Below are 26,880 nucleotides of genomic sequence, written 5' to 3'. Positions count from 1 at the left end.
CCGTCCTGCTGCCTCGGGGAGCTAGCTGCGCGCCGGCTCCTGCGCCGGCTCGGCGGCCGGGTCGCGGTCGACGGAGAGGACGAAGTCGTCCCCGTGCTCGGTGACGCCGGCGATCACGGCGGCCTCGACGGCCTCCGCGGCGTACTGCTGGCGCACCATGAGCGGGTCGCTGCGCAGGTCCTTCACGAGCGACACCGCGAGGCCGACCATCACCAGGACGAACGGCAGGGCCGCCACGATCGTGATCGTCTGCAGGCCCGACAGGGCGTCGGCCCCGCCCACCAGCAGCATCACCGCGGCGACCGCGCCGGTCGCGACGCCCCAGAAGACCACGGTGGGCTTGCTCGGCTCGATGGTGCCGCGCTCGGAGAGCGTGCCCATGACGATCGAGGCCGCGTCGGCACCGGAGACGAAGAAGATGCCGACCAGGACCATCACCAGGATGCTGGTCGCGGTGGCCAGCGGGTAGGCCTGCAGCGTGGTGAACAGCTGCGACTCCACGCCGCCGGCACCCGCGATGTCGGTGCCGGTCTGCTGCAGCTTGATGGCGGCGCCGCCGAAGATGCAGAACCACACGAGGCTGACGAGGCTCGGCACGAGCAGCACGCCGGAGACGAACTGGCGGATCGTGCGGCCGCGCGAGATGCGGGCGATGAACATGCCGACGAACGGCGTCCACGAGAGCCACCAGGCCCAGTAGAAGATCGTCCACGACTGGAGCCAGGTGTTCGTGTCGCCGCCCTCGGCGCCGGTCCGCGCGGACATCATCGCGAGGTCCTGGACGTAGCTGCCGAGCGAGGTCGGCACGAGGTTCAGGATGAAGACCGTCGGGCCGACGAAGAAGACGAACAGCGCGAGCACGACCGCGAGCACCATGTTGATGTTCGAGAGCACCTGGATGCCCTTGGCGACGCCCGTGACGGCGGACAGCACGAACGCGACGGTCAGCACCGCGATGATGACGACGAGGATCGCGTTGCCCGTGGCGCTCCAGCCGCTGACGATGCGCAGGCCCGAGCGGATCTGCAGGGCACCGAGGCCGAGCGAGGCGGCGGAGCCGAAGAGCGTGGCGAAGATCGCCAGCATGTCGATGACCTTGCCGGCGGGGCCGTTGGCGTGCTTGCCGAGCAGCGGCTCGAACGCGGCCGAGATCAGCTGCAGGCGGCCCTTGCGGTAGACGCCGTACGCGATGGCCAGGCCGACGACGGCGTAGATCGCCCACGGGTGCAGGGTCCAGTGGAAGAGCGTCGTGGCCATGGCGTTCTGCACGGCCTCGGGGTTGCCGGCCGCGCCGGTGCCCGGGGGCGGGGTGGCGAAGTGCGTGATCGGCTCGCTGACGCCGTAGAACATCAGGCCGATGCCCATGCCGGCGCTGAACATCATCGCGACCCACGACACCGTCCTGAACTCCGGCTCCTCGCCGTCGCGGCCGAGGGTGATGTTGCCGTAGCGGCTCATCGCGAGCCAGATGACGAAGACCACGAACGCGCTCGAGGTGGTCACGAACAGCCAGCCGGTGTTGGCCATCGTCCAGGAGAGGGAGTCGCCCGAGACCTTCGCCAGCGAGTCGGTGCTGACGAAGCCCCACACCAGGAAGGCCACGGCGATCGCGGCGGTCACGCCGAAGACCACCTTGTCGAGCCCGGCCCGGGCGTGGCCGGCCTCCTCGACGTGGGGGTCGAGGGCCGGGTGCAGCTCGTCGACGGGCTCGGGGTGGGCGGTGGTGGGTGCCGGCGGGGCGTCGGGGGACGCGGTGCGGGCGGGTGCCTGGTCTGTCGTCACGTCAGTCGGCGCAGGGGAGCGCCGCCTCCTTCGTTACGGTCGAGTAGGGGAATGTTCGACCGTGTCAGTGCGCGTTCCTGAGCACAAGCTGAACGGTCGGGCGTTCCCCACCGTTCCCGCGTCGTCGCAGGTCACACGCGTGTTCGGCGTGATCGTGATCTCCCGCACTGTGACCCGGGTCGCAGGGCCCGCCGGCCCGCTCAGCCGCGCGAGCTGCGCTCGGTCCGCCCGCGCACGATGCCGATGAAGGCCTGGATCTGCTCGTCGTCGCGGTCCGTGCGCCAAGCCAGCCCGACCGTGGTGGGCGGCAGGTCCGTGACCACGCGGTACGCCGTGTCCCGGCGTCCGTGCAGCCGGGCGATCGACATCGGCACGATCACGACGCCGGTCCCGCTGGCCACCACCTCGACGGCATCGGGCACCGTCATCGGGGGCCAGTCCAGCTGGGGGGCCGTCGGGGTCCACCCGGACTCGTGGGGTCGCACGAGCTGCTCGTCCGCGAGGTCCTCCACGCTGAGCTCCTCGACCACGCTCGCGACGTGCTCGACCCCGACGACGGCGACCGGCAGCTCGTCGTACAACGGGATGCAGTGCAGGCCGTCGCGGTCGACCGGCAGCCGGACCAGGCACATGTCGAGCTCCCCGGCCCGCAGCGCGTCCTCCTGCTCGTCCTGCGTGACCGGCACGAGCTCGAGGGGCTCGCGGAAGCGGCGCTGGCGCCACACGCCCGCCCACTTGTCCGGGGTCGCACCGGTGACGAAGCCGACGCGGAAGGGGGTCTGCATGCGTCCACGCTAGGCGACCGGGGCTGCCACCCCGTCGAGGGCCCGACCCGGGGGACGGTCAGAGCGCCTCGACGACGATCCCTCCGAAACGGGCCTCGCCCATGCGGCATGCGTGCCCGTGGACCCACACCGAGCCGCTGCGCGTGACCTCCGGGCACGGTCCGCCGTCGCCCTCCGGGCCGGGCGCCGACCCCGGGAGCGGCTCGCAGAACCGCGCCTCGAAGCCACCGCTCATGCTCACGTTGCGGCCCCGGACCCGGCGCCCTTTGGCGTCCAGCGTGGCCTCGTGGCAGTCGTCGCACACCGCGCGCGGGTAGCGCTCCTGGTGCGGGGCCGGCCGGCCGCAGAGGGGGCAAGCGTGGGTGAGCCGCCCGCCGCGACCCGGCGGCTGCGGCGGTCCCATCAAGCGGTCGTTCGCGGCCAGTGCACGCAGCGGCGCCACCCGCGAACGGCGCAGGGACAGCCAGATCCAGTCCGCATGGTCCCGGTCGTCGGCCGTGGCGATGCGCGGGTCGTCCAGCGCGGCGACCGTCACCCCCCGCTCGACGGCTCGCACCGCTGCCTGCTGCCACGGTCCCAGGTCGTCGGGCGCGAGCGTGCGGTTCGCGTGCCGGCGGGTCACCAGCCAGGCCGCGATCGTGTCCTCCGGATCGCGGTGGCCGAGCAGCGAGACGCCCGTCGAGCCGTCCCGCCCGGCGACGTACAGACGCCTGCCGTCGGCGAAGGCCCACCCGCCCGAGACCTCGTCGGACTCGAGCTCCTCGTGCGGGTAGGGCCGCAGCTCCGGGTCGTCGGACTGGCCGCGCGCCCAGGCGAGTGCGCGCTCGCGGGTGAGGGGGTCGGAGAGGTGGACCACGCGTCCACCCTGCCACGCGGACTTCGCCGATTCGGGTGGCTGGGGAACCATGGAGCGAGTTCGCGCATCCCACGAGAGACAGCCACCCGACCTGGAGGACCTCCCACGTGCTCTCCCGCCGCTCCCTGCTCCGCACCGCCGGCCTCGGCGCCGGTGTGCTCTCCTCCGGTCGCCTCGGCCGGGGCGAGCGGCCGCGTCCCGCGGTCGGGCACCTGCTGCGGCCCCGACGGGGAGCGTTCACCTTCGTGTCCACGCCGGACTTCTTCAACGGCGACGTCGCCGACCTGTCGGTGCTGCCGACCTGGGACGGCGGCGCCAACTCGGTGAACTCCTCGTGGGAGACGGCGATCGACACCTGCCTGGGCGCCGTCGCCGCGCACCGGCCCGACGCCGTCTTCGTGGCGGGAGACCTGGTCGAGGGCCACTGGAACATCGACAGCGACGACCGCCGGCTGTTCGGCAAGGTCAGCCAAGGGTCCGATCCGGTGAGCCTGGCCGGCTGCCGCTCGGCGATCACGGCAGCCGGCGACGTCTACTACGGCTACTACCGCAGGCTCTTCGCGGACCGCGGCCTGCGGCTCTACCCGGCGCTCGGCGACCACGAGATCCTCGACGACCGCTTCGCCGAGGACGTCGACGACCGCTGGAGCCCGTCCGGACACCTCACCGAGGGGCCGCACGCGGGGGAGCCCGACAACCGCTGGCACCTGGTCCCGCACGCCAAGGAGGTCTGGGCGCGGCACTTCACCCGGACCAGCGGCGGCGGGCACCGCTTCTCGAACCGCCCGCGCGGCTCGGCCGCCGAGGACACGGCGTACGCCGTGGACCTGGGGCCGCACCTCACGCTGGTCACCGTCGACGTCTTCCGGCACCACCCCGGCGGCGTCGAGATGGGGCTCGACCAGGTCCAGCTCGCCTGGCTGCGCGACACCGTGCGGACGGCCAAGCGAGCCGGGCGGGTGGTCATCGTGCAGGGGCACGCCCCGCTCGTCCGGCCGGTGCGCACCTTCTCCACGGGCGGGCTGCACGTGTCGGGCGGGGAGCACTCGGCGCTCTACCGCGCCCTGGCCGACACGGGCGCCGACTTCTACTTCTGCGGCGAGGTGCACGACACGACCGTCGTCGCCGGCCGCGGACGCGGCCCGATCCAGATCAGCCACGGCAGCGTCTTCCGCGCCGCGTTCAACTACCTCGTCGGCCAGGTCCACGCCGACGGCACGACGCACCTGGACTACTACGAGATCCCGATGCTGACGGCCAGCCGGGAGGAGGGGCTCTGGGCCAGCGACCGTCGCAAGCAGCAGCGCACCGAGATCCGCTACGGCGAGCCCGTCCTGGCCGGGAGGCTCGTCGTCAAGGGCGGCCGGATCCTGCAGCGCAGCGGGAAGCTCGGGGTCTACCTTCCGTTCTTCGACACCCAGCAGTACGACGGCAACCTGGCGACCGTGACCTACCGGATGCCGCGGGCGCCGCACTGAGAGTCGCCGCGCTGAGAGTCGCCGCACTGGGAGCGGTCGCGCCGGGCGCAAATGAAGAAAAGGCCCCGTGGAGCCGGGGCCTTTCCAGTGTCCGAGGGGGGACTTGAACCCCCACGCCCTAATACGGGCACTAGCACCTCAAGCTAGCGCGTCTGCCAATTCCGCCACCCGGACGAGTGCCTCGGAACCATAGCAAAGCCGGGGCCCAACTCTCACATCGGGGACAGGGTCGGGGGAGTGGCATGCTGAGGTCATGTCCGACCACCGCGAGAAGACGCCCCAGGACCCCACGCACGACCCGGCAGGCGAGGTCGTCGAGCTCTGCCGGGACCTGATCCGGATCGACACCTCGAACTACGGCGAGGACGAGGGGCCGGGGGAGCGCAAGGCGGCGGAGTACGTCGCCACGCTGCTCGACGAGGTCGGGATCGAGAGCCGGCTGATCGAGTCGGAGCCCGGCCGCACGTCGCTGGTCGCGACCTGGGGTGGCCCGACGGACGGCTCCACCTCCGACCGCGGCGCCCTGCTGCTGCACGGCCACCTCGACGTCGTGCCCGCGGCCGCCGAGGACTGGCAGGTCGACCCGTTCAGCGGCGAGGTCCAGGACGGCTACGTCTGGGGCCGCGGCGCGGTCGACATGAAGGACTTCGACGCGATGCTGCTCTCGGTCGTCCGGGCCCGCACCCGCGCCGGGCGGGTGCCGGAGCGCCCGGTCGTGCTGTGCTTCACCGCCGACGAGGAGGCGGGCGGCCACAAGGGGGCCGAGGTGCTGCTCACCGAGGCCCGCGACGAGCTGGCGACGTGCACGGAGGCGGTCGGCGAGGTCGGCGGCTTCAGCACCACCGTCCGGGGCCGACGGATGTACCTCGTCGAGGCCGCCGAGAAGGGCATGGCCTGGATGCGGCTCACGGCCCGCGGCCGAGCCGGCCACGGCTCGATGATCAACGGCGACAACGCCGTCACCCGCCTGGCCGGGGCCGTCGCCCGGATCGGCGCCTACGAGTGGCCGGTCCGGCTGACCCCGACCATGGAGGTCCTGCTCGCCGCCGTGGCCGAGCTGGCCGGCACCGAGGCCACCCCCGAGAACGCGCCCGCGCTGATCGAGGAGTTCGGCGGCGCCGCGCGGATGCTCGGCGCGGTGATCAGCAACACGACGAACCCGACGATGCTCGGCGCCGGCTACAAGGTGAACGTCATCCCCACCGAGGCGACCGCGCACATCGACGGCCGCTTCCTGCCCGGCTTCGAGGACGAGTTCTTCGCGACCCTGGCCGAGCTGGTCGGCGAGGGCATCGACGTCGACTACCTCAGCCACCAGCAGCCCTGGGAGACGCCGTACGACGGCGACCTGGTCGCCGCCATGCACCGCTCGATCCTGGCCGAGGACCCCGAGGGGATCATCGCGCCGTACCTCATGAGCGGCGGCACCGACGCCAAGCACTTCCGCAAGCTCGGCATGCGCTCCTACGGCTTCGCGCCGCTCCGGCTGCCGGCCGACCTGGACTTCACCGCGCTCTTCCACGGCGTCGACGAGCGGGTGCCCGTGGACGCGCTGGAGTTCGGGGCGCGGGTCTTCGACCGCTTCCTCGAGGACATTTAGCAGCGCGCTAGAGGCTCAGGGGCCGCGGCTGCCGGATGATCTTGCGGCGCAGCACGACCCGGCGGTTGCCGTCGGCCCCGATCTGCACGCGGTCGAGCTCCCAGCCGCCCTGCTCGGCACGCTCGACGAGCAGGCGGGTCACCACGTTGCGCGAGAAATCCCGCGACAGCGTGATCCGCTCGAACTCCCACTCGACACCACGGTTGAGGGGACGGGCCAGGGCGCGCGACACGCTCAGTCCCCCGACACGTCGTCGAGGGCCTCGACGATCTCGGGGGGCAGGCTCAGCTCCTCGACGCCGAGGGCGCCCCGCAGCTGCGCGGCGGTGCGGGCACCGACGACGGGTGAGGTCACGCCGGGCCGGTCGCGGACCCAGACCAGGGCGACCTCGAGCGGGCTCCAGCCGAGCCCGTCCGCGGCCCGGGCCACGGCTTCGACGACCTGGCGCGAGCGCTCGCCGAGGTAGGCGTTGACGAAGTTCGCGAAGTGCGAGGACGCGGCGCGCGAGTCAGCGGGCGTGCCGGAGCGGTACTTCCCGGTGAGCACTCCGCGGCCCAGCGGGGACCAGGGCAGCACGCCCAGTCCCATCGCCTCGGCGGCGGGCAGCACCTCGTGCTCGACGCCGCGGTTGAGCAGGGAGTACTCGACCTGGGTCGAGGACAGCGGCGTGCGACCCGGGACGGCGCGCTGCCAGGTGGCCGCCTGCGCGGTCTGCCAGCCGGTGTAGTTCGAGACCCCGACGTACGACGCCCGCCCGCTGGTGACGGCGAGGTCGAGCGCGCTGAGCGTCTCCTCGAGGGGGGTGTCGTCGGACCAGATGTGGACCTGCCACAGGTCGACGTGCTCGACGCCGAGACGGCGCAGCGAGGCGTCGAGGGTCGACAGGAGGTGGCCGCGACCCACGTTGTAGGCGCGCTCGCCGCTGCGGTTCGAGCCGATGCCGGCCTTGGTGGCGAGCACGACCTCGTCGCGGGCGACCACGTCGCCGATCAGGGTGCCGATCAGCTCCTCGGAGGCGCCGTTGCCGTAGCCGGCGGCGGTGTCGAGGAAGGTGCCCCCGGCCTCGGCGAACGCGATGAGCTGGTCGCGGGCCTCGTGCTCGTCGGTGTCCCGACCCCACGTCATCGTCCCCAGACCGAGCCGGGAGACCCGGAGTCCGGTCGCGCCGACCGACCGCTGCTGCATGGCGACAAAGTATCGGGCGGGTCCTCGACGCGGGACCGCGGCACGCCGGGTGGACACGCGATCCGGTGAGGGGCATCCGGTCAGGTGGCGGACAGCCCCGGCTGGCTAGGGTCATCCCCATGAACTATCTGGACGCCGTGATCCTGGGCATCGTCGAGGGACTGACCGAGTTCCTCCCCGTCTCCAGCACGGGTCACCTGACCATCGCCGAGAAGCTGCTCGGGCTCGACGTGGCCGACCCGGCGGTGACGGCATACACCGCCGTGATCCAGATGGGCGCGATCGCCGCGGTGATCGTGTACTTCTTCCAGGACATCTGGAACATCGCCCGGGCCTGGGTGCTGGGGCTGTTCAAGGCGGAGTACCGCGGGCAGCTCGACCACCGGATGGGGTGGTACGTCATCGTCGGCACCATCCCGGTCGGGCTCGCGGGGCTGCTGCTCAAGGACCTGATCACCGGCGACCTGCGCTCGCTGTGGGTGGTCGCCTTCGGGCTGATCGGTTGGAGCGCCGTCATGTGGTTCGCCGAGCGGGTCGGGCGCCAGGACCGCGGTGAGCGGGACCTCGGCCTCAAGGACGCCCTCGCCGTGGGCTTCCTCCAGGTCGTCTCGCTGATCCCCGGCGTCTCGCGCTCCGGCGCGACGATCTCGGCCGGCCTCTTCCGCGGGCTCGACCGGGTGACCGCCACCCGGCTGAGCTTCTTCATGTCGATCCCGGCGCTGGTCGCGGCCGGCCTGTTCGAGCTCAAGGACCTGCACGGCAGCCACATCGGCGTCGGGCCGGTCCTGGTCGGCACGTTCGTGTCGTTCCTGGTGGCCTACGCCGCCGTCGCGTGGCTGCTGAAGTTCGTCGCCGGCCACTCGATCGCGTGGTTCGTGCCCTACCGCCTCGCCCTGGGCGCGCTGCTGCTGGTGCTGCTCGCGACCGGGACGATGAGCGCCACCTAGGCCGACGCGCCGCGGCCTACAGCCAGCCGGACTTCTTGAAGAAGACCCACAGCGCGCCGGACGTCAGCGCCATCAGCGCGAGCGACATGGGGTAGCCGAGGTACCACCCCAGCTCCGGCATGTGCTGGAAGTTCATGCCGTAGACGCCGGCGATCAGCGTCGGGGCGGCGACCAGGCCGACGCCGGCCGAGATCTTGCGCATGTCCTCGTTCTGCTGCACCGAGATCGCGGCCAGGTGGGCGTCGAAGGCCGTCGACAGGAGGTTGTCGAGGGTGTCCACGACCTCGGCGACCCGGGTCAGGTGGTCGGCGACGTCGCGGAAGAACGGGGCGGCGTCCTCGTGGATGCCGGTCACGACGCCCGTCGCGAAGCGGCGCATCGGCTCGCGCAGGGGCATCACGGCCCGGCGTACCTCCGCGATCTCGCGCTTGAGCGTGTAGATCCGCTCGGAGTCGCGGGTCCGCTCGGGGGAGAACACCGACGCCTCGACCTCGTCGACGTCGATCTCCAGCTCCGACGCGACCTCGGTGTAGCCGTCGACGACCCGGTCGCACACCGCGTAGACGACCGCGGAGGGCCCGTGGGTGAGGACCGACTCCTTGGACTCGAGGTAGCGCCGCGCCGAGTGCAGCTCGGAGCCCTGGCCGTGGCGGACCGTCACGATGAAGTCGCGGCCCACGAACATGTTGATCTCGCCGGTCTCGACGGCGTCGTCCTCGTCGACGTACCAGAGCGTCTTGAGGATCAGGAACAGGCTGTCGTCGTAGCGCTCCAGCTTGGGCCGCTGGTGCGCGTGCAGGGCGTCCTCGACCGCGAGGGGGTGGAGCCCGAAGGCCACGGCGACGTCCTCGAGCTCGTGCTCGGCCGGTTCGTGCAGCCCGATCCAGACGAAGTCGCCGTCCTCGGTGACCTTGGAGCGCATCTCGTGCAGGTCCTGGGGTGCGCAGTCGACGGGGACCCGGACCCCCTTGCGGTACAGCGCGCTGTCGACGATCACAGGCTGAGGCTAGTCCCACTAGGCTCGCCGACATGGCAACCGTGATCCTCGTGCGACACGGCCGGACCACCGCGAACGCCTCGGGTGTCCTGGCCGGCCGGCTCGCCGGTGTGAAGCTGGACGACACCGGGCAGGGGCAGGCGGAGCGGACCGGTCAGCGGCTCGCCGTCGTGCCGCTCGCGGCGATCGTCAGCAGCCCCCTCGAGCGCTGCCGGCAGACGGCGAAGGCCGTGCTGGGCGCGCAGCCGCACCCGCTCACCGTCGCCACCGAGCGCGGGATCACCGAGTGCGACTACGGCGAGTGGCAGGGCCGGCCGCTCAAGGAGCTCGCCAAGGAGAAGCTCTGGAGCACCGTGCAGGCCCAGCCGTCGGCGGCCGCGTTCCCCGGCGGCGAGTCGCTGCAGGCGATGCAGGCACGCGCGGTGAGCGCCGTACGCCGTCACGACGCCGCCGTCGAGGCCGAGCACGGTCCCGGCGCGGTGTGGGTGGCCGTGAGCCACGGCGACATCATCAAGTCGCTGCTGGCCGACGCCCTCGGCATGCACCTCGACCTCTTCCAGCGCCTGCACGTCGACCCGGCGTCGGTCTCGGTCGTGCGCTACACCGCCACCCGGCCCTACGTCCTGGCCACCAACACCCACGAGGGCGACCTGTCCTGGCTGGCCCCGAAGCCGGGCCGCCGCCAGAAGCGCAGCACCGACGCCGCCGTCGGTGGGGGCGCCGGTCCCGGGGCGCTCCCGGCCCGCCCCTAGGCTGGTCGCATGGCACCCGTCGTCCACTCCTTCGACCCTCCGGAGCGCTTCGTCGCCGGCACCGTCGGCGAGCCCGGGCAGCGCACGTTCTTCCTGCAGGCCCGCTCCGGTGTGCGCATCGTGAGCGTGTCGCTCGAGAAGCAGCAGGTCGCGGCCCTCTCCGAGCGCATCGACGAGCTGCTCGACGAGGTGATGGCCAGCCAGAGCACCGACGCGACCATCCCCGCCGTCGCGCCGCTCGGACTCGAGGACACCCAGCCGCTCGAGCAGCCGATCGACGAGGAGTTCCGCGCCGGGACCATGACCCTGTCGTGGGACCCCGATGACGAGCGCATCGTGATCGAGGTCTTCCCGTTCACCGAGGCCGCGGTCGTGTCGCCCGACCAGCTCGACGAGGACCTCGAGGAGCCCGACCCCGAAGAGATCTTCCTGGTCCGGCTCCCGGCCGGCATGGCCCGGGCCTTCGTCAAGCGCGCCGCCTCGGTGATCGAGGCCGGGCGGCCCAGCTGCCCGTTCTGCGGCAACCCGGTCGACCCAGACGGCCACCTCTGCGTCCGGGCCAACGGCTTCCGCCGCCGGGACCCGTGACCGCAGCCGCCGGGATCCCCGGCTTCCTCGACGACGAGCTGGTGCTCCACGGCCGGATCATGCCCGCGTCGAACGCCACCTTCGTCGGCGAGCTCGGCGGCCCCGGCGGCACCCGGATCGTCTACAAGCCGGTCGCGGGGGAGCGGCCGCTGTGGGACTTCCCGGACGGCACCCTCGCGGACCGCGAGGTGGCGGCGTACCTCGTCTCCGAGGCCTTCGGCTGGAACGTCGTCCCCACCACCTGGTTGCGCGACGGCCCCCACGGCCCCGGCATGGTCCAGGTCTGGCAGGAGCCCGACGAGGACCAGTCGGCCGTCGACCTGGTCCCCGAGGGGGAGGTCCCCGCGGGCTTCCGGCACGTCTTCGACGGCATCGACGGTCACGACCAGCCCATCTCGCTCGTCCACGAGGACACCGCCCCGCTACGGCGGATGGCGGTCTTCGACGTCGTCGTCAACAACGCCGACCGCAAGGGCGGGCACGTCCTGGAGATGACCGACGGGCACCGGTACGGCGTCGACCACGGCGTCACCTTCCACACCGACCACAAGCTCCGCACGGTCCTGTGGGGGTGGATGGGCGACCCGTTGCACGAGGACGAGGTCGCGACCGTCCGCTCGGTCCGCGAGCAGCTCGGGGGTGCGCTGGGCGACGCCCTCGCCGGCCACCTCACCGACCTCGAGATCGACGTGGTGGCCCGCCGGTGCGACCGGCTGCTGGCGCACGGCGCGATGCCGTCGCCGCGCGGCGAGTGGCCGGCGATCCCGTGGCCGCCCTTCTAGCTCCGGTGGTTGAGGAGGTCGCGCAGCGACGGCCCGCCGGTGGTTGAGGAGGTCGCGCAGCGACGGCCCGCCGGTGGTTGAGGAGGTCGCGCAGCGACGGCCCGCCGGTGGTTGAGGAGGTCGCGCAGCGACCGTCTCGAAACCACCGTTAGGCTGCCCGCATGCGTACGTGGACCGCCCCGGAGATTCCCGCCCTGCCCGTCCAGGGTCCGCGCGTGAGCGTCCACGACACCGCGACCGGGGGCCGCGTCACCGCCACCCCCGACGGCCCCGCGCGGCTCTACGTCTGCGGCATCACGCCGTACGACGCCACGCACATCGGCCACGCGGCGACGTACGTCGCCTTCGACCTCCTCAACCGGGCCTGGCGCGCCGCGGGCCACGACGTGACCTACGTCCAGAACGTCACCGACGTCGACGACCCGCTGCTCGAGCGCGCGACCAAGGTCAAGGTCGACTGGGTCGAGCTGGCCGAGCGCGAGACCGAGCTGTTCCGTCAGGACATGACGGCGCTGCGCGTGCTGCCGCCCGCGCACTACATCGGGGCCGTCGAGTCGATCCCGCTGGTGATCGCCCTCATCGAGCGGCTGCAGGCCGCCGGGTCGGTCTACCGCGTCGAGGACGACCTCTACTTCTCCGTCACCGCCGACCCGGCCTTCGGCGACGAGTCCGGGATGGACCGCGAGGAGATGCTGCGGATCTTCCCCGAGCGCGGCGGCGACCCCGAGCGCCCGGGCAAGAAGGACCCGCTCGACTGCGTCGTCTGGCGCGGCGAGCGCGAGGGCGAGCCCTCGTGGGAGAGCCCGTTCGGCCCCGGGCGGCCCGGCTGGCACATCGAGTGCACCGCCATCGCGCAGGAGCACCTCGGCGGCGCCTTCGACGTCCAGGGCGGCGGCAGCGACCTGGTCTTCCCGCACCACGAGATGTGCGCCGGCCACGCGCAGGTGGCCGACCCCGGCACGCCGTTCGCGCTGGCCTACGCGCACGCCGGCATGGTCGCCTACGACGGCGAGAAGATGTCGAAGTCGCGGGGCAACCTGGTCTTCGTCTCCGCGCTGCGCAACAGCGACGTGGACCCGATGGCGATCCGGCTGGTGCTGCTGCGGCACCACTACCGCTCCGACTGGGAGTGGACCGACGCCGAGCTGTGGGACGCCGTCGACACGGTCGGCCGCTGGCGCCAGGCGCTCGCGCTCGGCGCGGGGGCGCCGGCCGGGCCCGTCGTCGACGAGGTCCTGGCGGCCCTGGCCGACGACCTCGACGCCCCGCGGGCCGTCGCGGCCGTGGACGCGTGGGTGGCCGCCACCCTGGGCCTCGGCGTCCGTGCGGACACCAGCGACCGCGAGGCGGCCGTGGCGATGGTCGCCCTGCTGGACGCCTCGCTCGGCTTCTCGCTCTGATCCGGAGCCGGGTCAGTCCTCGTCGCCGCGGCGCTTGAGGTAGCGCTCGAACTCCCGCGCGATCGCCTCGCCGGACGCCTCCGGCAGGTCGGTCGTGTCCCGGGTCTCCTCGAGCGCGCGGACGTAGTCCGCGACGTCCTCGTCCTCCTCGGCGAGCTCGTCCACCCCGCGCTCCCACGCCCGGGCGTCCTCGGGCAGGTCGCCGAGCGGGATGCTGACCTCGAGCAGCTCCTCGAGCTGGCCGATCAGCGCCAGCGTCGCCTTGGGGCAGGGCGGCTGCGCGACGTAGTGGGGGACCGCCGCCCAGTACGACACCGCGGGGATGTCGAGGCGGATGCAGGCGTCCTGGAAGACGCCCACGATGCCGGTCGGGCCTTCGTACGTCGACTGCTCGAGCTTGAGGCGGTCCACGAGCTCGGGCTCCGTGGCGGTGCCGGTCACGGGGATCGGCCGGGTGTGGGGGGTGTCGGCCAGCAGTGCTCCGAGCGTCACGACCAGCTCGGCCCCCAGCTCGTCGCAGGCGGCCAGCAGCTCGGCGCAGAACTGCCGCCAGCGCATGTTCGGCTCGATCCCGCGGACGAGGATGACGTCGCGGTCCAGGTCGGGCGGCGAGGCGATCGCGATCTGGGTGCTGGGCCAGGTCAGCCGGCGGTAGCCGTTCTCGTCCGTCCCGACGACCGGTCGGTTGACCTGGAAGTCGTAGAACTCCTCGGGGTCGATCGAGCCGACGACCCGGGCGTCCCAGACCCTGATGAGGTGGTCGACGACCGACGAGGCGGCGTCGGCGGCGTCGTTCCAGCCCTCGAAGGCGGCGATGACCAACGGGTCCACCAGGTCGGGAGCGTCCACGATCTCGATCACCACTGAAGCCTAGTCACCACGTCCCGGGGATTTCGTGCTGCCTCGCGGCCGGTGGGACGATGCCGGTGTCAGGATGCGGGAACGACGTCCACCTCGTGGACACCCTGCCTACGCTTGACGCGTGGCTGACCGCCACGAGAGGAGCCACGTTGCCCGAGTCATCCGCCCCCGCCGCCGGTCCCGATCACGGGCTCCCGGCACCGGCGCTGCGACCCGATGCCACCGAGACGCTGGGGGCGCTGCTGCGCGACCGGATCCTGGTGCTGGACGGCGCGATGGGCACCCTCATCCAGGGCTTCCAGCCCGGTGAGACCGAGTTCCGCGGCGAGCGCTTCGCCGACTGGACCCACGACGTCAAGGGCAACAGCGACCTGCTCAACCTGACCCAGCCCGAGATGATCGCCTCGATCCACCGGCAGTACCTCCAGGCCGGCGCGGACATCGTCGAGACGAACACCTTCACGGCGACCTCCATCGCCCAGGCCGACTACGGCATGCAGGACCTCGCCTACGAGATCAACTTCCGTGGCGCCCGGATCGCCCGCGAGGTCTGCGACGAGCTGTCGACGCCCGACTGGCCGCGCTTCGTCGCGGGCTCCCTCGGGCCGACCAACCGCACGGCGTCGATCTCGCCCGACGTCAACGACCCCGGGGCACGCAACGTCTCCTACGACGAGCTCGTGTCGGCGTACCTCGAGGAGGCCCGCGGCCTCGTCGACGGCGGCGCCGACCTGCTGCTCGTCGAGACGATCTTCGACACCCTCAACGCCAAGGCCGCGATCTTCGCCCTGGAGACGCTCTTCGAGGAGCACGGCCGGCGCTGGCCGGTCATCATGTCCGGCACCATCACCGACGCGTCCGGCCGCACGCTCTCGGGCCAGGTGACCGAGGCGTTCTGGACCTCCGTGCGCCACGTCGCCCCGCTCGCGGTGGGCCTCAACTGCGCCCTCGGCGCCGACGAGCTGCGGCCGTACGTCGCCGAGCTGAGCCGCCTCGCCGACACCTTCGTCTCCGCGCACCCCAACGCCGGCCTGCCCAACGCCTTCGGCGAGTACGACGAGTCGCCCGAGCAGATGGCGGGCACGGTGGGGGAGTTCGCCACCAGCGGCCTCGTCAACATCGTGGGCGGCTGCTGCGGCACCACGCCCGAGCACATCGCCGCGATCCGGGAGGCCGTCTCGACCGCCACCGTGCGGGCACCCACCGAGCCCCACCCGGGCCTGCACCTGGCCGGGCTCGAGCCCGTCTCGGTCACCGAGGACAGCCTCTTCGTCAACGTCGGCGAGCGCACCAACATCACCGGCTCGGCGCGGTTCCGCAACCTGATCAAGGACGGCGACTACGACACGGCCCTGGCCGTCGCCGCTCAGCAGGTCGAGAACGGCGCGCAGGTCATCGACGTCAACATGGACGAGGGGATGATCGATGGCGTCGCCGCCATGGACCGCTTCCTCAAGCTGGTCGCCAGCGAGCCCGACATCAGCCGCGTGCCCGTGATGGTCGACTCCTCCAAGTGGGAGGTCATCGAGGCCGGTCTCAAGTGCGTGCAGGGCAAGCCGATCGTCAACTCGATCTCCATGAAGGAGGGCGAGGAGAAGTTCATCGAGCAGGCGACCCTGTGCCGCAAGTACGGCGCCGCCGCGGTGGTGATGGCCTTCGACGAGGACGGCCAGGCCGACAACCTCGAGCGCCGCAAGGCGATCTGCGAGCGCGCCTACCGGATCCTGGTCGACCGGGTGGGCTTCCCGGCCCAGGACATCATCTTCGACCCGAACGTCTTCGCGGTCGCGACCGGGATCGAGGAGCACGCGTCGTACGGCCTGGACTTCATCGAGGCCACCCGCTGGATCAAGGAGAACCTCCCCGGTGCACTGGTCTCCGGCGGCATCTCCAACGTCAGCTTCTCCTTCCGCGGCAACAACCCGGTCCGCGAGGCGATCCATGCGGTGTTCCTCTTCCACGCGATCCGGGCCGGCCTCGACATGGGCATCGTCAACGCGGGCGCCCTGGTGACCTACGACGAGGTCGACCCCGAGCTGCGCGAGCGCATCGAGGACGTCGTCCTGAACCGTCGGCCCGACGCCGCCGAGCGGCTGCTCGAGATCGCCGAGACGCACAACCGCGCCGGGCAGGCCGTCGAGGCCACCGAGGAGGAGTGGCGCGCGCTGCCCGTCGGCGAGCGGATCACGCACGCGCTGGTCAAGGGCATCGACGCGCACGTGCAGAGCGACACCGAGGAGCTGCGCGCCGAGATCGCCGCGCGCGGCGGCCGCCCGATCGAGGTGATCGAGGGCCCGCTGATGGACGGCATGAACGTCGTCGGCGACCTCTTCGGCGCCGGCAAGATGTTCCTGCCGCAGGTCGTGAAGTCCGCGCGGGTGATGAAGAAGGCCGTGGCCTACCTGATCCCGTTCATCGAGCAGGAGAAGCTCGACAACCCGGAGTACGCCACCGCGAAGGACACCAACGGCACCATCGTGATGGCCACGGTGAAGGGCGACGTCCACGACATCGGCAAGAACATCGTCGGTGTGGTGCTGCAGTGCAACAACTACGAGGTCATCGACCTCGGCGTGATGGTCCCGGCCCAGAAGATCCTGGACACCGCGGTCGAGATCGGTGCGGACGCCGTGGGGCTCTCCGGCCTGATCACGCCCTCGCTCGACGAGATGGTCACGGTCGCGACCGAGATGCAGCGCCGCGGCTTCACGATCCCGCTGATGATCGGCGGCGCCACCACGTCGCGCGCCCACACCGCGGTCAAGGTCGACCAGAAGTACGACGGCGCCGTGGTCTGGGTCAAGGACGCGTCGCGCTCGGTGCCCACCCTGGCGGCCCTGCTCAGTGACGCCCAGCGGCCCCAGCTGCTCGCGGACCTCCAGGACGACTACGACTCGCTGCGCGCCCGGCACGCGACCAAGCACGACCGCCCGATGGTCTCGCTGGAGAAGGCACGCGCCAACCGGACCCCGATCGACTGGGACGGCTACGTTCCCCCGCAGCCGAAGGCGCCCGGTCTGCACGTGCTCGAGGACTACGACATCGGCGAGCTGCGCGACTACATCGACTGGCAGCCGTTCTTCAACGCCTGGGAGATGAAGGGCAAGTTCCCCGACATCCTCAACAGCCCCACGACCGGCGAGACGGCCAAGGCGCTCTACGACGACGCCCAGCAGATGCTCGACCGCATCATCGAGGAGAAGTGGCTCACCGCGAACGCCGTCTTCGGGTTCTTCCCCGCGGCCGCGGTCGGCGACGACATCGAGGTGTACGCCGACGACGAGCGCACCGAGGTCCTCACGACGCTGCACAACCTGCGCCAGCAGGGCGACCACCGCGAGGGCGTGCCCAACCGGTCGCTCGGCGACTTCGTGGCGCCCCGGGAGACCGGCCTGGCCGACCACGTCGGCGCGTTCGCGGTGACGGCGGGCCTGGGCTCGCAGGACCGGATCGCTGCGATGAGGGCCGAGAGCGACGACTACTCCGCGATCCTGCTCGAGTCGCTGGCCGACCGGCTGGCCGAGGCGTTCGCCGAGCGTCTGCACCAGCGGGTCCGCACGGAGTTCTGGGGCCACGTCCCGGACGAGGAGCTCGACAACGCGTCCCTGATCGCGGAGCGGTACGAGGGCATCAGGCCCGCCCCGGGCTACCCCGCCTGCCCCGAGCACACCGAGAAGCAGACCCTGTGGGAGCTCCTCGACGTCGAGGAGAACGCCGGGATCCAGCTGACCGAGTCGATGGCCATGTGGCCGGGCGCGGCGGTGTCGGGGTGGTACTTCTCGCACCCGCAGTCGCAGTACTTCGTCGTCGGCCGGCTCGGTCGCGACCAGGTGGCGGAGTACGCCCAGCGCAAGGGCTGGACGCTCGCCGAGGCGGAGCGCTGGCTCTCGCCGAACCTCGGCTACGACCCGGAGGACTGAGCGGTGGGGGAGCGCAACCGCCCGGCCGCGCCGGCGGCGGTGCTGTGGGACATGGACGGCACCCTCGTCGACACCGAGCCCTACTGGATCGACGTCGAGTTCGAGATCGCCGAGCGGCACGGGGGCACGTGGAGCAAGCAGCACGCCCTCAACCTGGTGGGCAACGACCTGCTGGAGTCGGGTCGCTACATCCGTGAGCACATGGGGATCGACCGGTCGCCCGAGCAGATCGTCGAGGAGCTGCTCGACGGCGTGGTCGACCGGGTCCGCCAGGCCGTGCCGTGGCAGCCCGGCGCCCTGGAGCTGCTGACCTCGCTGCGCGAGTCGGGTGTGCCGTGCGCGCTGGTGACCATGTCGTACGAGCGCTTCGTCGCGCCGATCCTGGGCCACCTGCCCGCCGAGACGTTCCGGGTGATCGTCACCGGCGACACCGTCGAGCTGGGCAAGCCGCACCCCGAGCCGTACCTCACCGCCGCGGCCGCGCTGGGCCTGCGCCCCGAGCAGTGCCTGGCGATCGAGGACTCCAACACCGGCGCCAAGTCGGCCGAGGCCGCCGGCTGCACGGTCCTGGTCGTGGAGAACCACGTCCCGGTGCTCGACGGACCGCGGCGGGTCTTCCGCGACACCCTGGTGGACGTGGACCTGGCCGCCGTGTGGGGCGAGGACCGCTAGGCGTCGGGGTCCGGCGTGCTCGCCACCCGCTCGGGCAGCGGCGGCGGGGTGCCGCCCCAGGCGGGGCAGAGCGCCTGGTGGGCGCACCAGTCGCAGAGGCGACCCGGGTTGGGGCGCCAGTCGCCGGTCTCCTCGGCGAGCCGGATGGCCCGCCAGATCGCCTCGACCTTGCGCTCGGTCGCGAGCAGGTCGTCCTCGTCGGGGACGTAGCGCAGCAGCTCGCCGTTGCCGAGGTAGACCAGCTGCAGCATCGCCGGCAGCACCCCGCGCAGCCGCCAGAGCACGAGCGCGTAGAACTTCATCTGGAACAGCGCCTTGCCCTCGAACAGCGGCCCCGGCGACCGGCCGGTCTTGTAGTCGACGACCCGGATGGCCCCCGACGGCGCGACGTCGATGCGGTCGACGAAGCCGCGCAGCAGGAGCTTGGAGTCCAGGAGCGTCTCGACGTACAGCTCCCGCTCGGCGGGCTCGAGGCGCGTCGGGTCCTCGAGCGTGAAGTAGCGGTCGAGCACCGTGCGGCAGGAGACCAGCCAGCCCGCGACCTCCGGCCCGCTGCCGTCCTCGCCGGTCCCGAACATCTCCGCCAGGGCGGGGCTCTCGTCGAGCAGCCGGTGCCACGTCGGCACCAGCATGTCGCCGGCGGTCTCGGGGGTGCGCTCGGCCGCGGGCAGGTCGAAGAGGTCCTCGAGCACCTGGTGGACCACGGTGCCGCGCACGGCGTCCGGGGAGAACGGCTCCGGCAGCTTGTCGATGGTGCGGAAGCGGTAGAGCAGCGGGCAGGTCATGAAGTCGCCGGCCCGGCTGGGGGAGAGGGCACCGAGCACCGTCACGCCGTCGACCGGGGTCGAGATCCGCTCGGCGGGGGACTCCTGCTGCACGCTCACGCCGCTCACAGTAGGCGAGGGCGTGGACAGTCGGGCCGAGCGGGCGAGGGCGCGTCGGATAGCCTCGGGGCGTGTCCGACCGAGAGCCCCAGCAGCGGACCCGTCCGCCCGGCACGTTCAAGGTCGGCACGATCGCCGGCAGCGACGTGCTGGTGTCCTCGACGTGGTTCCTGGTGGCCGGGCTGATCGCGATCGTGATGGCGCCGCGCGTGGAGGCGGTCTCGCCCGGTCTCGGGCCGCTGAAGTACGTCGCCGGCCTGGCCTTCGCCGTCGTGCTCTACCTCTCGGTGCTGCTGCACGAGGCGTCGCACGCCCTGATGGCCCGGCGCTTCGGCTTCCCGGTCACCTCGATCACGCTGCACTTCCTCGGCGGGATGACCTCGATCGAGGGGGAGGCGCGACGCCCGCGCCAGGAGTTCTGGATCGCGGTCGTCGGGCCGCTGACCTCCCTCGCCGTGGGCGGTGCCGCCGTGGGGCTGTGGTTCGTGACGCCCGACGGCCTGCTGCTGATGGCTGTCGAGGGGCTCGCCGGCGCGAACCTCCTCGTCGGCGTGCTCAACCTGATCCCCGGGCTGCCCCTGGACGGGGGCCGGGTGCTCAAGTCCCTCGTCTGGGGCGTCACCGGCAACGTGCACCGCGGCACGCTCGTGGCCGGCTGGGGCGGTCGCCTGACCGCCGTCGCCGTGCTCGGGTGGCCGCTGCTGCAGGAGCGGGTCCTCGGCACCCCGCCCGAGATCCTCGACTTCCTGCTCGCGTTCATCGTCTCGGCGTTCCTCTGGTCCGGCTCGACCGCCGCGATGGCGTCGGCCCGCATCCGCTCCCGGCTGCCGAGCATCGTGGCGCGCGAGCTCGCCCGGCGTACCCTCGCCGTCCCCGACGACCTCCCGCTCGCCGAGGCCGTGCGACGGGCGCAGGACGCCCACGCCGGCAGCATCGTGACGACCACGACCGGCGGTCGCCCCGTCGGCGTCGTCAACGAGGCCGCGCTGCTCGCCACGCCGGAGGACCGGCGTCCCTGGGTGGCGGTCTCCACCGTGGCCCGCACGCTCGAGGACGGGCTGACGCTCCCCGCGACCATCACCGGCGAGGACCTGATCTCCGCGATCAACCGCAAGCCGTCGGCGGAGTACCTCCTCGTCGAGGAGGACGGCGCGATCTACGGCGTGCTCTCGACCGCCGACGTCGATAAGGCCTTCCGGCAGGCCCAGCACTAGGGTTTCCGCCATGTCCGACGCGGTCCCCACCCCTCCCGACGCCAGCCCCACGACCCCGTCGGAGGAGGCCGCGGCGTCTCCCACGGCGTCCTCCGCGCCGTCCCCGGAGGCGTACGACGACGTGCCGGTCGAGGCCTGGTCGGGCGTGCACCGCGGGCCGCTGCGCGCGGGCGAGTGGGTGCGGCTGACCGACCAGAAGGGCCGGCGCCACAACATCTGCCTGGAGCCCGGCAAGACCTTCCACACCAACCGCGGCGGGATGGCCCACGACGACCTGATCGGGCGTGAGGAGGGCTTCACGATCACCTCCTCGTCCGGCGGTGAGTACCTCGTCTTCCGGCCGCTGCTCGCGGAGTTCGTCGTGTCGATGCCGCGCGGCGCGGCCGTGGTCTACCCCAAGGACGCCGCCCAGATCGTCGCGATGTGCGACATCTTCCCCGGTGCGCACGTCGTCGAGGCCGGCGTCGGCTCCGGCGCCCTCACCTGCTCCCTGCTGCGCGCGGTCGGCCCGTTCGGCCGCGTGACGTCGTACGAGCGTCGCGAGGAGTTCGCCGACGTCGCCCGCAAGAACGTCGGCCAGTTCTTCGGCGGCCCCGAGGGCTCCGACCACCCCGCCTGGAACCTCTCCCTCGGCGACCTCGCCGAGGAGCTGCCCCGCTCCGGCGTCCGCGCCGACCGCATCATCCTCGACATGCTGGCGCCCTGGGAGTGCGTGGAGGCCGCCGCCGACGCCCTGCTGCCCGGCGGCATCATCTGCGCCTACGTCGCGACCACCACCCAGCTGTCCCGCTTCGTCGAGACCGTCCGCCTCCACGGCGGCTTCACCGAGCCCCAGGCCTGGGAGTCGCTCGTGCGCGACTGGCACGTCGAGGGCCTCGCCGTCCGCCCCGGCCACAAGATGATCGGCCACACCGCCTTCCTCGTCACCGCCCGCCGGATGGCCCCCGGTGAGCGGGCCCCCCGCAAGACCCGCCGTCCCGCCCCCGGTGCCTACGGTGCCGACTACACCGGCCCCCGCCCCGCCGACGTCCCCGCCGAGTAGGTCGCTGGCCTTGCGGTTTGGTCACCAACCGCAAGTCCGAGGCCGTCTGGGTTACGGTTTGGTCACCAACCGCAAGTCGCAGGCGGTCTGCGCTGCGGTTTGGTCACCAACCGCAAGTCGCAGCCGGTCTGCGCTGCGGTTTGGTCACCAACCGCAAGTCCGAGGCCGCCTGAGTTGCGGTTTGGTCACCAACCGCAGACCCACCCGCGTCCAAATCGTGATCAACACCGGGGTTTCTGCCCTGGTGAGCACCCGGTGCGCGGGTAGTGTCGCCAGCACAGGAGGTGACGCTGATGTCCACATCGGAAGGCGTTTCCAGCACAGGCGGCCGCAGCCCCGACGAGCTCGTGAGCCAGGTGCGCTTCCTGGAGGCCGAGGTCACCGACCTCCGCCGCCGGTTGAGCGACGCACCGACCCAGTCCCGCGGCCTCGAGCTCCGGCTCGCCGACACGCAGCGCTCGCTGGCGGGGGTGACGTCGCAGAACGAACGTCTCGCCCAGACGCTGCGCGAGGCCCGCGACCAGATCATGAAGCTGAAGGAGGAGGTCGACCGGCTGGCCCAGCCGCCGGCCGGCTTCGGCACCTTCCTGGCGCGCAACGAGGACGACTCGGTCGACGTGTTCACCGGGGGCCGCAAGCTCCGGGTCAACGCCAGCCCGTCGGTCGACCTCGACGCGCTGCAGCGCGGTCAGGAGGTCATGCTCAACGAGGCCCTGAACGTCGTCGCCGCCCTCGAGTTCGAGAAGGTCGGCGAGGTCGTGATGTTCAAGGAGCTCCTCGAGGACGGTGAGCGCGCCCTGGTCATCGCGAACGCCGACGAGGAGCGCGTCGTACGCCTCGCGGAGCCGCTGCGCCACGACACCATCCGCGCGGGCGACTCGCTGCTGCTCGACACGCGCGCGGGCTACGTCTACGAGAAGGTGCCGAAGTCCGAGGTCGAGGAGCTCGTCCTCGAGGAGGTCCCGGACATCGACTACTCCGCGATCGGCGGCCTGATCAACCAGATCGAACAGATCCGCGACGCCGTGGAGCTGCCGTACCTCCACCCCGAGCTGTTCCTCGAGCACGAGCTCAAGGCGCCCAAGGGCGTGCTTCTCTACGGCCCTCCCGGCTGTGGCAAGACGCTGATCGCCAAGGCGGTCGCGAACTCCCTCGCCAAGAAGGTCGCGGCCAAGACCGGCCACGAGGGCAAGTCCTACTTCCTCAACATCAAGGGGCCCGAGCTCCTCAACAAGTACGTCGGGGAGACCGAGCGCCACATCCGCCTGGTCTTCCAGCGGGCCCGTGAGAAGGCCAGCGAGGGCACCCCCGTCATCGTGTTCTTCGACGAGATGGACTCGCTCTTCCGCACCCGTGGCTCCGGGGTCTCCTCGGACGTCGAGAACACCATCGTCCCGCAGCTGCTGAGCGAGATCGACGGTGTCGAGCTGCTCGAGAACGTCCTCGTGATCGGCGCCTCGAACCGCGAGGACATGATCGACCCGGCGATCCTGCGGCCCGGGCGCCTCGACGTGAAGATCAAGATCGAGCGCCCCGACGCGGAGTCGGCACGCGACATCTTCAGCAAGTACCTCACCGCCACGCTGCCGCTGCACGCGGACGACCTGGCCGAGTTCGGCGGCGACCGCGACGCCTGCGTCACCGGCATGATCCGGGCGACCGTCGAGCGGATGTACACCGAGACCGAGGAGAACCGCTTCCTCGAGGTGACCTACGCCAACGGCGACAAGGAGGTCCTGTACTTCAAGGACTTCAACTCGGGCGCGATGATCCAGAACATCGTCGACCGCGCCAAGAAGATGGCGATCAAGGACCTGCTCGACCACGACCAGCGGGGGCTGCGGGTCTCCCACATGCTCCAGGCGTGCGTCGACGAGTTCAAGGAGAACGAGGACCTCCCGAACACCACCAACCCCGACGACTGGGCCCGCATCTCCGGCAAGAAGGGGGAGCGGATCGTCTTCATCCGCACGCTCATCACCGGCAAGCAGGGCACCGAGCCGGGGCGCTCGATCGACACGGTGTCGAACACCGGCCAGTACCTCTGAGCCGGCGTACGCCGCACCCGCCACCCGCACTCGGCCGGGTCGCCCTCGGGCGACCCGGCCGTGCTGGTTACCCTCGGGCTCCGTCTTCGAAGGAGCTCACATGTGGATCGCGATCGCCGGACTCGTCATCGTCGTGGTGGTCATGACCCTGACCGTGCTCAGCTCGCCCGAGCGGCGCCGCTGATCCTCGGCCGCACGCTGCCTCGACCCGGGTGCGGGCCAGCCCGAACGGGCTGCCCCGAGCGGGCTACCCGGAGTGCCCGGGCCTGACCCGTCCGGGCGGCGGCGACGCCCCCCGGGTGCGCGGGCGAACCCGTCAAGGTGGGCCATTGCCGACCTTGGGGACCACGGCGATCGACCGGTCGACGTGCGCGACCAGGCGCGCCTCGTCCTCCCCCCGGCGTTTCCCTCGTCGAGGGCGACACCGGGACCGCCATCCCGTCCGGCGTCACCAATCACGCCGTGACCAAGGGCGAGGAGTTGGGTAGTGGGCTGCTTCGCCACCGGGTCCACCCTCGCCATCCCCTTGAACTTCGACTTCCGCGCCGTCGACGGGATCGCGAGCGTGTCGCGCACGCCTCTCACGCTGCGTCCGGCACCGAAGGGGTCCCTCCGGGCCAGCCCGCACGGGTCAGGTGCCGCGGCTCCGGATGGCCCGAACGAGTGGAGCGTGGCCCCCGTTCGTGTCGTGGGCGCATCCCCAACACGGGCCATTGCCCGCCGCGAGGAGGGGGAGTCGACTGGGCGGGGCGCGCAACCTGGCACGCCTCTCGTCCCTCCCAGGAGTGTCATGTCCCTCTCACGTCCCTCGTGGCGCGCCGTCGCCTCGGTCCTGTCCGCCGCCGCCCTCGTCGCGGCCGGGGCCGGCTCCCTCAGCTACGCAGGCTCGGGGCATTCGTCCCCGCGCGCCGGCGACACCACGGTCATCAAGAACACCGGCAAGGGCCCGGCGCTCTCCTTGATCTCGAAGAAGAAGTTCCCCGCCCTGGCGGTCTCGAACTCCAAGCTCGTCAAGAAGCTCAACGCCGACGCCCTCGACGGACGCCACGCCGAGCAGCTGTCGCCCACGATCATGCGCGCCACCGTCGGCACGCCCAACCAGCCGATCACCGGCAACCAGTACTTCACCTCCACGGCCATCCCGGCGGGCACCTACGTCGCGTCGATGCACGGCCTGATGTCGCCCGACAGCGGCGCGAACTACCAGTGCCTCTTCATCGACTACACGAAGTTCGCGGCCATGGACTACTCCGGCTACTGGGCGGTGGCCTTCCGCAGCGACAGCAGTGAGGACCTCAACATCGACCAGTCCAACGTCGTCACGCTGCCGGCCGGCCACCAGGTCATCTGGGGCTGCTCCTTCTCCGGGAACACGACGGTGCTCCAGCCGGCCGCCTTCACCCTGCAGAAGACCACGAAGACGGTGCCGATGACCGGGTCGGTCTTCACACCGCGACCTGGCGCGAGGAAGCTGCTCGCCGGGCTGCGCTGACGCGTCCGTCCCCGGTGGCCGTGCGCCACCGGGGACGACGTACGCCGCGTAGGCTCGGGTCATGAGTGTGCGCCGCGTGATGGGGACCGAGATCGAGTACGGCATCTCGGTCCAGGGCCAGCCGCTGGCCAACCCCATGGTCGCCTCGTCGCAGGTGGTCAACGCCTACGCGTCGGCGACGGTCAAGGCACGCCGGGCCCGCTGGGACTTCGAGGAGGAGTCGCCGCTGCGCGACGCGCGGGGCTTCGACATGGCCCGTCAGGTCGCGGACCCGAGCCAGCTGACCGACGAGGACCTCGGCCTGGCGAACGTGATCCTGACCAACGGCGCGCGGCTGTACGTCGACCACGCCCACCCGGAGTACTCCACCCCCGAGTGCACGACGCCCCTCGACATCGTCCGCTGGGACAAGGCGGGCGAGCAGGTCATGCTCGACGCCCAGCGTCGCGCCGGCCAGCTCCCGGGCGGCGTGGCGATCGCGATGTACAAGAACAACACCGACAACAAGGGGTCGTCGTACGGCGCCCACGAGAACTACCTGATGCGCCGCTCGACACCGTTCGCCGACATCGTCAAGCACCTGACCCCGTTCTTCATCAGCCGCCAGGTGGTCACCGGGGCCGGCCGCGTGGGGATCGGCCAGGACGGCCGCGAGCACGGCTTCCAGCTGACCCAGCGCGCCGACTTCTTCGAGGTCGAGGTCGGCCTGGAGACCACGCTCAAGCGACCGATCATCAACACCCGTGACGAGCCGCACGCCGACCCGGAGAAGTACCGCCGCCTCCACGTGATCATCGGGGACGCCAACCTCGCCGAGGTGTCGACGTACCTCAAGGTCGGCACGACCGCGCTGGTGCTTGCCATGATCGAGGACCGCTTCATCGCCGACGACTTCGGCGTCGACGGGCCCGTCTCCTCGCTGAGGGCGGTCTCGCACGACCACACCCTCCAGCACCGGCTGACGCTGCGCGACGGGCGGACCCTCACGGCCGTCCAGCTGCAGCTCGAGTACCTCGACCTCGCCAAGAAGTACGTCGAGGACCGGCTCGGCGCCGACGCCGACCCGCAGACCGTGGACGTCCTCGAGCGCTGGGAGTCGGTGCTGGACCGGCTCGAGCGCGACCCGATGCTGCTCGCCAGCGAGCTGGACTGGGTCGCGAAGCTGAAGCTGCTCGAGCAGTACCGCGACCGTGACGGCCTCGGCTGGGACGACGCGAAGCTGCAGTTGATCGACCTGCAGTACTCCGACATCCGTCCCGACAAGGGGCTCTACCACCGCCTCGTCGCGGCGGGCCGGATCGAGCGGCTGCTCACCGACGACGAGGTGACCCGGGCGATGCACGACCCGCCCGAGGACACCCGCGCGTACTTCCGGGGGCGCTGCCTTGAGAAGTACGCCGAGCACGTCGCCGCGGCGTCGTGGGACTCGGTCATCTTCGACCTGCCCGGGCGCGAGTCGCTGCAGCGGATCCCGACCATCGACCCGCTGCGCGGCAGCCGCGCGCACGTGGGGGAGCTGCTCGACCGCAGCGAGACGGCCGAGGCGTTGTTCACCGCGCTGACTCGTTGACTGAATTTGTCGGGGCGACTGGATA

22 protein-coding genes and 1 tRNA gene are annotated in these 26,880 nt (G+C 71.6%); 14 read left to right on the top strand and 9 right to left on the bottom strand.

Annotation, left to right across the window (positions count from 1 at the left end; translation table 11 throughout):
* Positions 1 to 21: 21 nt before the first annotated feature.
* From H5V45_RS00900 to H5V45_RS00890, 3 genes are all read right to left on the bottom strand, one after another.
* The gene (locus tag H5V45_RS00900; RefSeq protein ID WP_185251194.1) at positions 22 to 1,782 is read right to left on the bottom strand and encodes a BCCT family transporter; all 1,761 of its coding nucleotides are present in this window, start codon (positions 1,780 to 1,782) and stop codon (positions 22 to 24) included.
* A 200-nt stretch (positions 1,783 to 1,982) separates the two neighbouring features.
* The gene (locus H5V45_RS00895) at positions 1,983 to 2,567 is read right to left on the bottom strand and encodes a LysR family substrate-binding domain-containing protein (protein WP_185251193.1); all 585 of its coding nucleotides are present in this window, start codon (positions 2,565 to 2,567) and stop codon (positions 1,983 to 1,985) included.
* Between the two features lie 58 nt (positions 2,568 to 2,625).
* On the bottom strand, positions 2,626 to 3,423 hold the full coding sequence (locus H5V45_RS00890) for a hypothetical protein (protein WP_185251192.1): 798 nt from the start codon (positions 3,421 to 3,423) through the stop codon (positions 2,626 to 2,628).
* A 107-nt stretch (positions 3,424 to 3,530) separates the two neighbouring features.
* Between H5V45_RS00890 and H5V45_RS00885 the strand changes: the two genes are divergently transcribed.
* The gene (locus H5V45_RS00885; protein WP_185251191.1) at positions 3,531 to 4,901 is read left to right on the top strand and encodes a metallophosphoesterase; all 1,371 of its coding nucleotides are present in this window, start codon (positions 3,531 to 3,533) and stop codon (positions 4,899 to 4,901) included.
* A gap of 88 nt (positions 4,902 to 4,989) precedes the next feature.
* Here H5V45_RS00885 and H5V45_RS00880 read toward each other — a convergent pair.
* Positions 4,990 to 5,075, bottom strand: a tRNA-Leu gene (locus H5V45_RS00880).
* A gap of 79 nt (positions 5,076 to 5,154) precedes the next feature.
* Here H5V45_RS00880 and H5V45_RS00875 point away from each other — a divergent pair.
* Positions 5,155 to 6,501 (top strand): M20/M25/M40 family metallo-hydrolase, encoded by a 1,347-nt coding sequence (locus H5V45_RS00875; protein ID WP_185251190.1) that lies wholly within the window; start codon positions 5,155 to 5,157, stop codon positions 6,499 to 6,501.
* Positions 6,502 to 6,508: 7 nt separating this feature from the next.
* On the opposite strand, the gene H5V45_RS00870 is transcribed toward H5V45_RS00875, so the two are convergent.
* Positions 6,509 to 6,733, bottom strand: coding sequence for a DUF5703 family protein (locus tag H5V45_RS00870; RefSeq protein WP_185251189.1), 225 nt, complete (start codon positions 6,731 to 6,733; stop codon positions 6,509 to 6,511).
* 2 nt (positions 6,734 to 6,735) lie between these two features.
* The gene (locus H5V45_RS00865) at positions 6,736 to 7,686 is read right to left on the bottom strand and encodes an aldo/keto reductase (RefSeq protein ID WP_185251188.1); all 951 of its coding nucleotides are present in this window, start codon (positions 7,684 to 7,686) and stop codon (positions 6,736 to 6,738) included.
* 119 nt (positions 7,687 to 7,805) lie between these two features.
* Between H5V45_RS00865 and H5V45_RS00860 the strand changes: the two genes are divergently transcribed.
* Positions 7,806 to 8,633, top strand: coding sequence for an undecaprenyl-diphosphate phosphatase (locus tag H5V45_RS00860; protein WP_185251187.1), 828 nt, complete (start codon positions 7,806 to 7,808; stop codon positions 8,631 to 8,633).
* A gap of 16 nt (positions 8,634 to 8,649) precedes the next feature.
* On the opposite strand, the gene corA is transcribed toward H5V45_RS00860, so the two are convergent.
* A complete protein-coding gene (gene corA / locus H5V45_RS00855; protein ID WP_343061361.1) occupies positions 8,650 to 9,630 on the bottom strand; it encodes a magnesium/cobalt transporter CorA in 981 nt (326 codons plus the stop codon).
* 32 nt (positions 9,631 to 9,662) lie between these two features.
* On the opposite strand from corA, the gene H5V45_RS00850 reads away from it, so the two are divergent.
* The 4 genes from H5V45_RS00850 to mshC all read left to right on the top strand — a co-directional run bounded on the left by H5V45_RS00850 (position 9,663) and on the right by mshC (position 13,152).
* Positions 9,663 to 10,382, top strand: a complete 720-nt coding sequence (locus tag H5V45_RS00850) for a histidine phosphatase family protein (protein WP_185251186.1) — start codon at positions 9,663 to 9,665, stop codon at positions 10,380 to 10,382.
* Between the two features lie 9 nt (positions 10,383 to 10,391).
* Complete coding sequence (locus H5V45_RS00845) at positions 10,392 to 10,970, top strand: DUF3090 domain-containing protein (RefSeq protein ID WP_185251185.1); 579 nt, start codon at positions 10,392 to 10,394, stop codon at positions 10,968 to 10,970.
* Positions 10,967 to 11,752, top strand: coding sequence for an SCO1664 family protein (locus H5V45_RS00840; RefSeq protein WP_343061360.1), 786 nt, complete (start codon positions 10,967 to 10,969; stop codon positions 11,750 to 11,752). The genes H5V45_RS00845 and H5V45_RS00840 overlap by 4 nt, the downstream gene beginning before the upstream one ends.
* 161 nt (positions 11,753 to 11,913) lie before the next feature.
* The gene (gene mshC / locus H5V45_RS00835; protein ID WP_185251184.1) at positions 11,914 to 13,152 is read left to right on the top strand and encodes a cysteine--1-D-myo-inosityl 2-amino-2-deoxy-alpha-D-glucopyranoside ligase; all 1,239 of its coding nucleotides are present in this window, start codon (positions 11,914 to 11,916) and stop codon (positions 13,150 to 13,152) included.
* 12 nt (positions 13,153 to 13,164) lie between these two features.
* Here the strand turns inward: mshC and H5V45_RS00830 are convergent, their stop codons facing one another.
* Entirely contained in the window at positions 13,165 to 14,013 is an 849-nt protein-coding gene (locus H5V45_RS00830) for a PAC2 family protein (RefSeq protein WP_185251183.1), read from the bottom strand.
* A 275-nt stretch (positions 14,014 to 14,288) separates the two neighbouring features.
* On the opposite strand from H5V45_RS00830, the gene metH reads away from it, so the two are divergent.
* Together metH and H5V45_RS00820 are read left to right on the top strand one after the other, a co-directional pair.
* Positions 14,289 to 17,933 (top strand): methionine synthase, encoded by a 3,645-nt coding sequence (metH, locus tag H5V45_RS00825; protein WP_246415952.1) that lies wholly within the window; start codon positions 14,289 to 14,291, stop codon positions 17,931 to 17,933.
* Between the two features lie 3 nt (positions 17,934 to 17,936).
* On the top strand, positions 17,937 to 18,605 hold the full coding sequence (locus tag H5V45_RS00820) for an HAD family hydrolase (RefSeq protein WP_343061359.1): 669 nt from the start codon (positions 17,937 to 17,939) through the stop codon (positions 18,603 to 18,605).
* Here H5V45_RS00820 and H5V45_RS00815 read toward each other — a convergent pair.
* A complete protein-coding gene (locus H5V45_RS00815) occupies positions 18,602 to 19,489 on the bottom strand; it encodes a RecB family exonuclease (protein WP_343061358.1) in 888 nt (295 codons plus the stop codon). The genes H5V45_RS00820 and H5V45_RS00815 overlap by 4 nt on opposite strands.
* 71 nt (positions 19,490 to 19,560) lie before the next feature.
* Here H5V45_RS00815 and H5V45_RS00810 point away from each other — a divergent pair, with 71 nt between their 5' ends.
* The 5 genes from H5V45_RS00810 to dop all read left to right on the top strand — a co-directional run bounded on the left by H5V45_RS00810 (position 19,561) and on the right by dop (position 26,855).
* A complete protein-coding gene (locus tag H5V45_RS00810; protein ID WP_185251181.1) occupies positions 19,561 to 20,703 on the top strand; it encodes a M50 family metallopeptidase in 1,143 nt (380 codons plus the stop codon).
* 145 nt (positions 20,704 to 20,848) lie between these two features.
* Entirely contained in the window at positions 20,849 to 21,745 is an 897-nt protein-coding gene (locus H5V45_RS00805; RefSeq protein WP_343061630.1) for a tRNA (adenine-N1)-methyltransferase, read from the top strand.
* A gap of 293 nt (positions 21,746 to 22,038) precedes the next feature.
* A complete protein-coding gene (gene arc / locus H5V45_RS00800; RefSeq protein ID WP_185251179.1) occupies positions 22,039 to 23,793 on the top strand; it encodes a proteasome ATPase in 1,755 nt (584 codons plus the stop codon).
* Positions 23,794 to 24,583: 790 nt separating this feature from the next.
* A complete protein-coding gene (locus H5V45_RS00795) occupies positions 24,584 to 25,285 on the top strand; it encodes a hypothetical protein (protein WP_185251178.1) in 702 nt (233 codons plus the stop codon).
* 61 nt (positions 25,286 to 25,346) lie between these two features.
* Positions 25,347 to 26,855: a depupylase/deamidase Dop gene (dop, locus tag H5V45_RS00790; protein ID WP_185251177.1), complete on the top strand. Its 1,509-nt coding sequence runs from the start codon at positions 25,347 to 25,349 to the stop codon at positions 26,853 to 26,855.
* The last annotated feature ends 25 nt before the right edge of the window (positions 26,856 to 26,880 follow it).

The sequence above is a fragment of the Nocardioides luti genome, assembly GCF_014212315.1.
Classification (GTDB): Bacteria; Actinomycetota; Actinomycetes; order Propionibacteriales; family Nocardioidaceae; genus Nocardioides; species Nocardioides luti.
The sequence above is the reverse complement of the archived record's forward strand: the minus strand, read 5'-3'. Positions and strand labels throughout refer to the sequence as shown.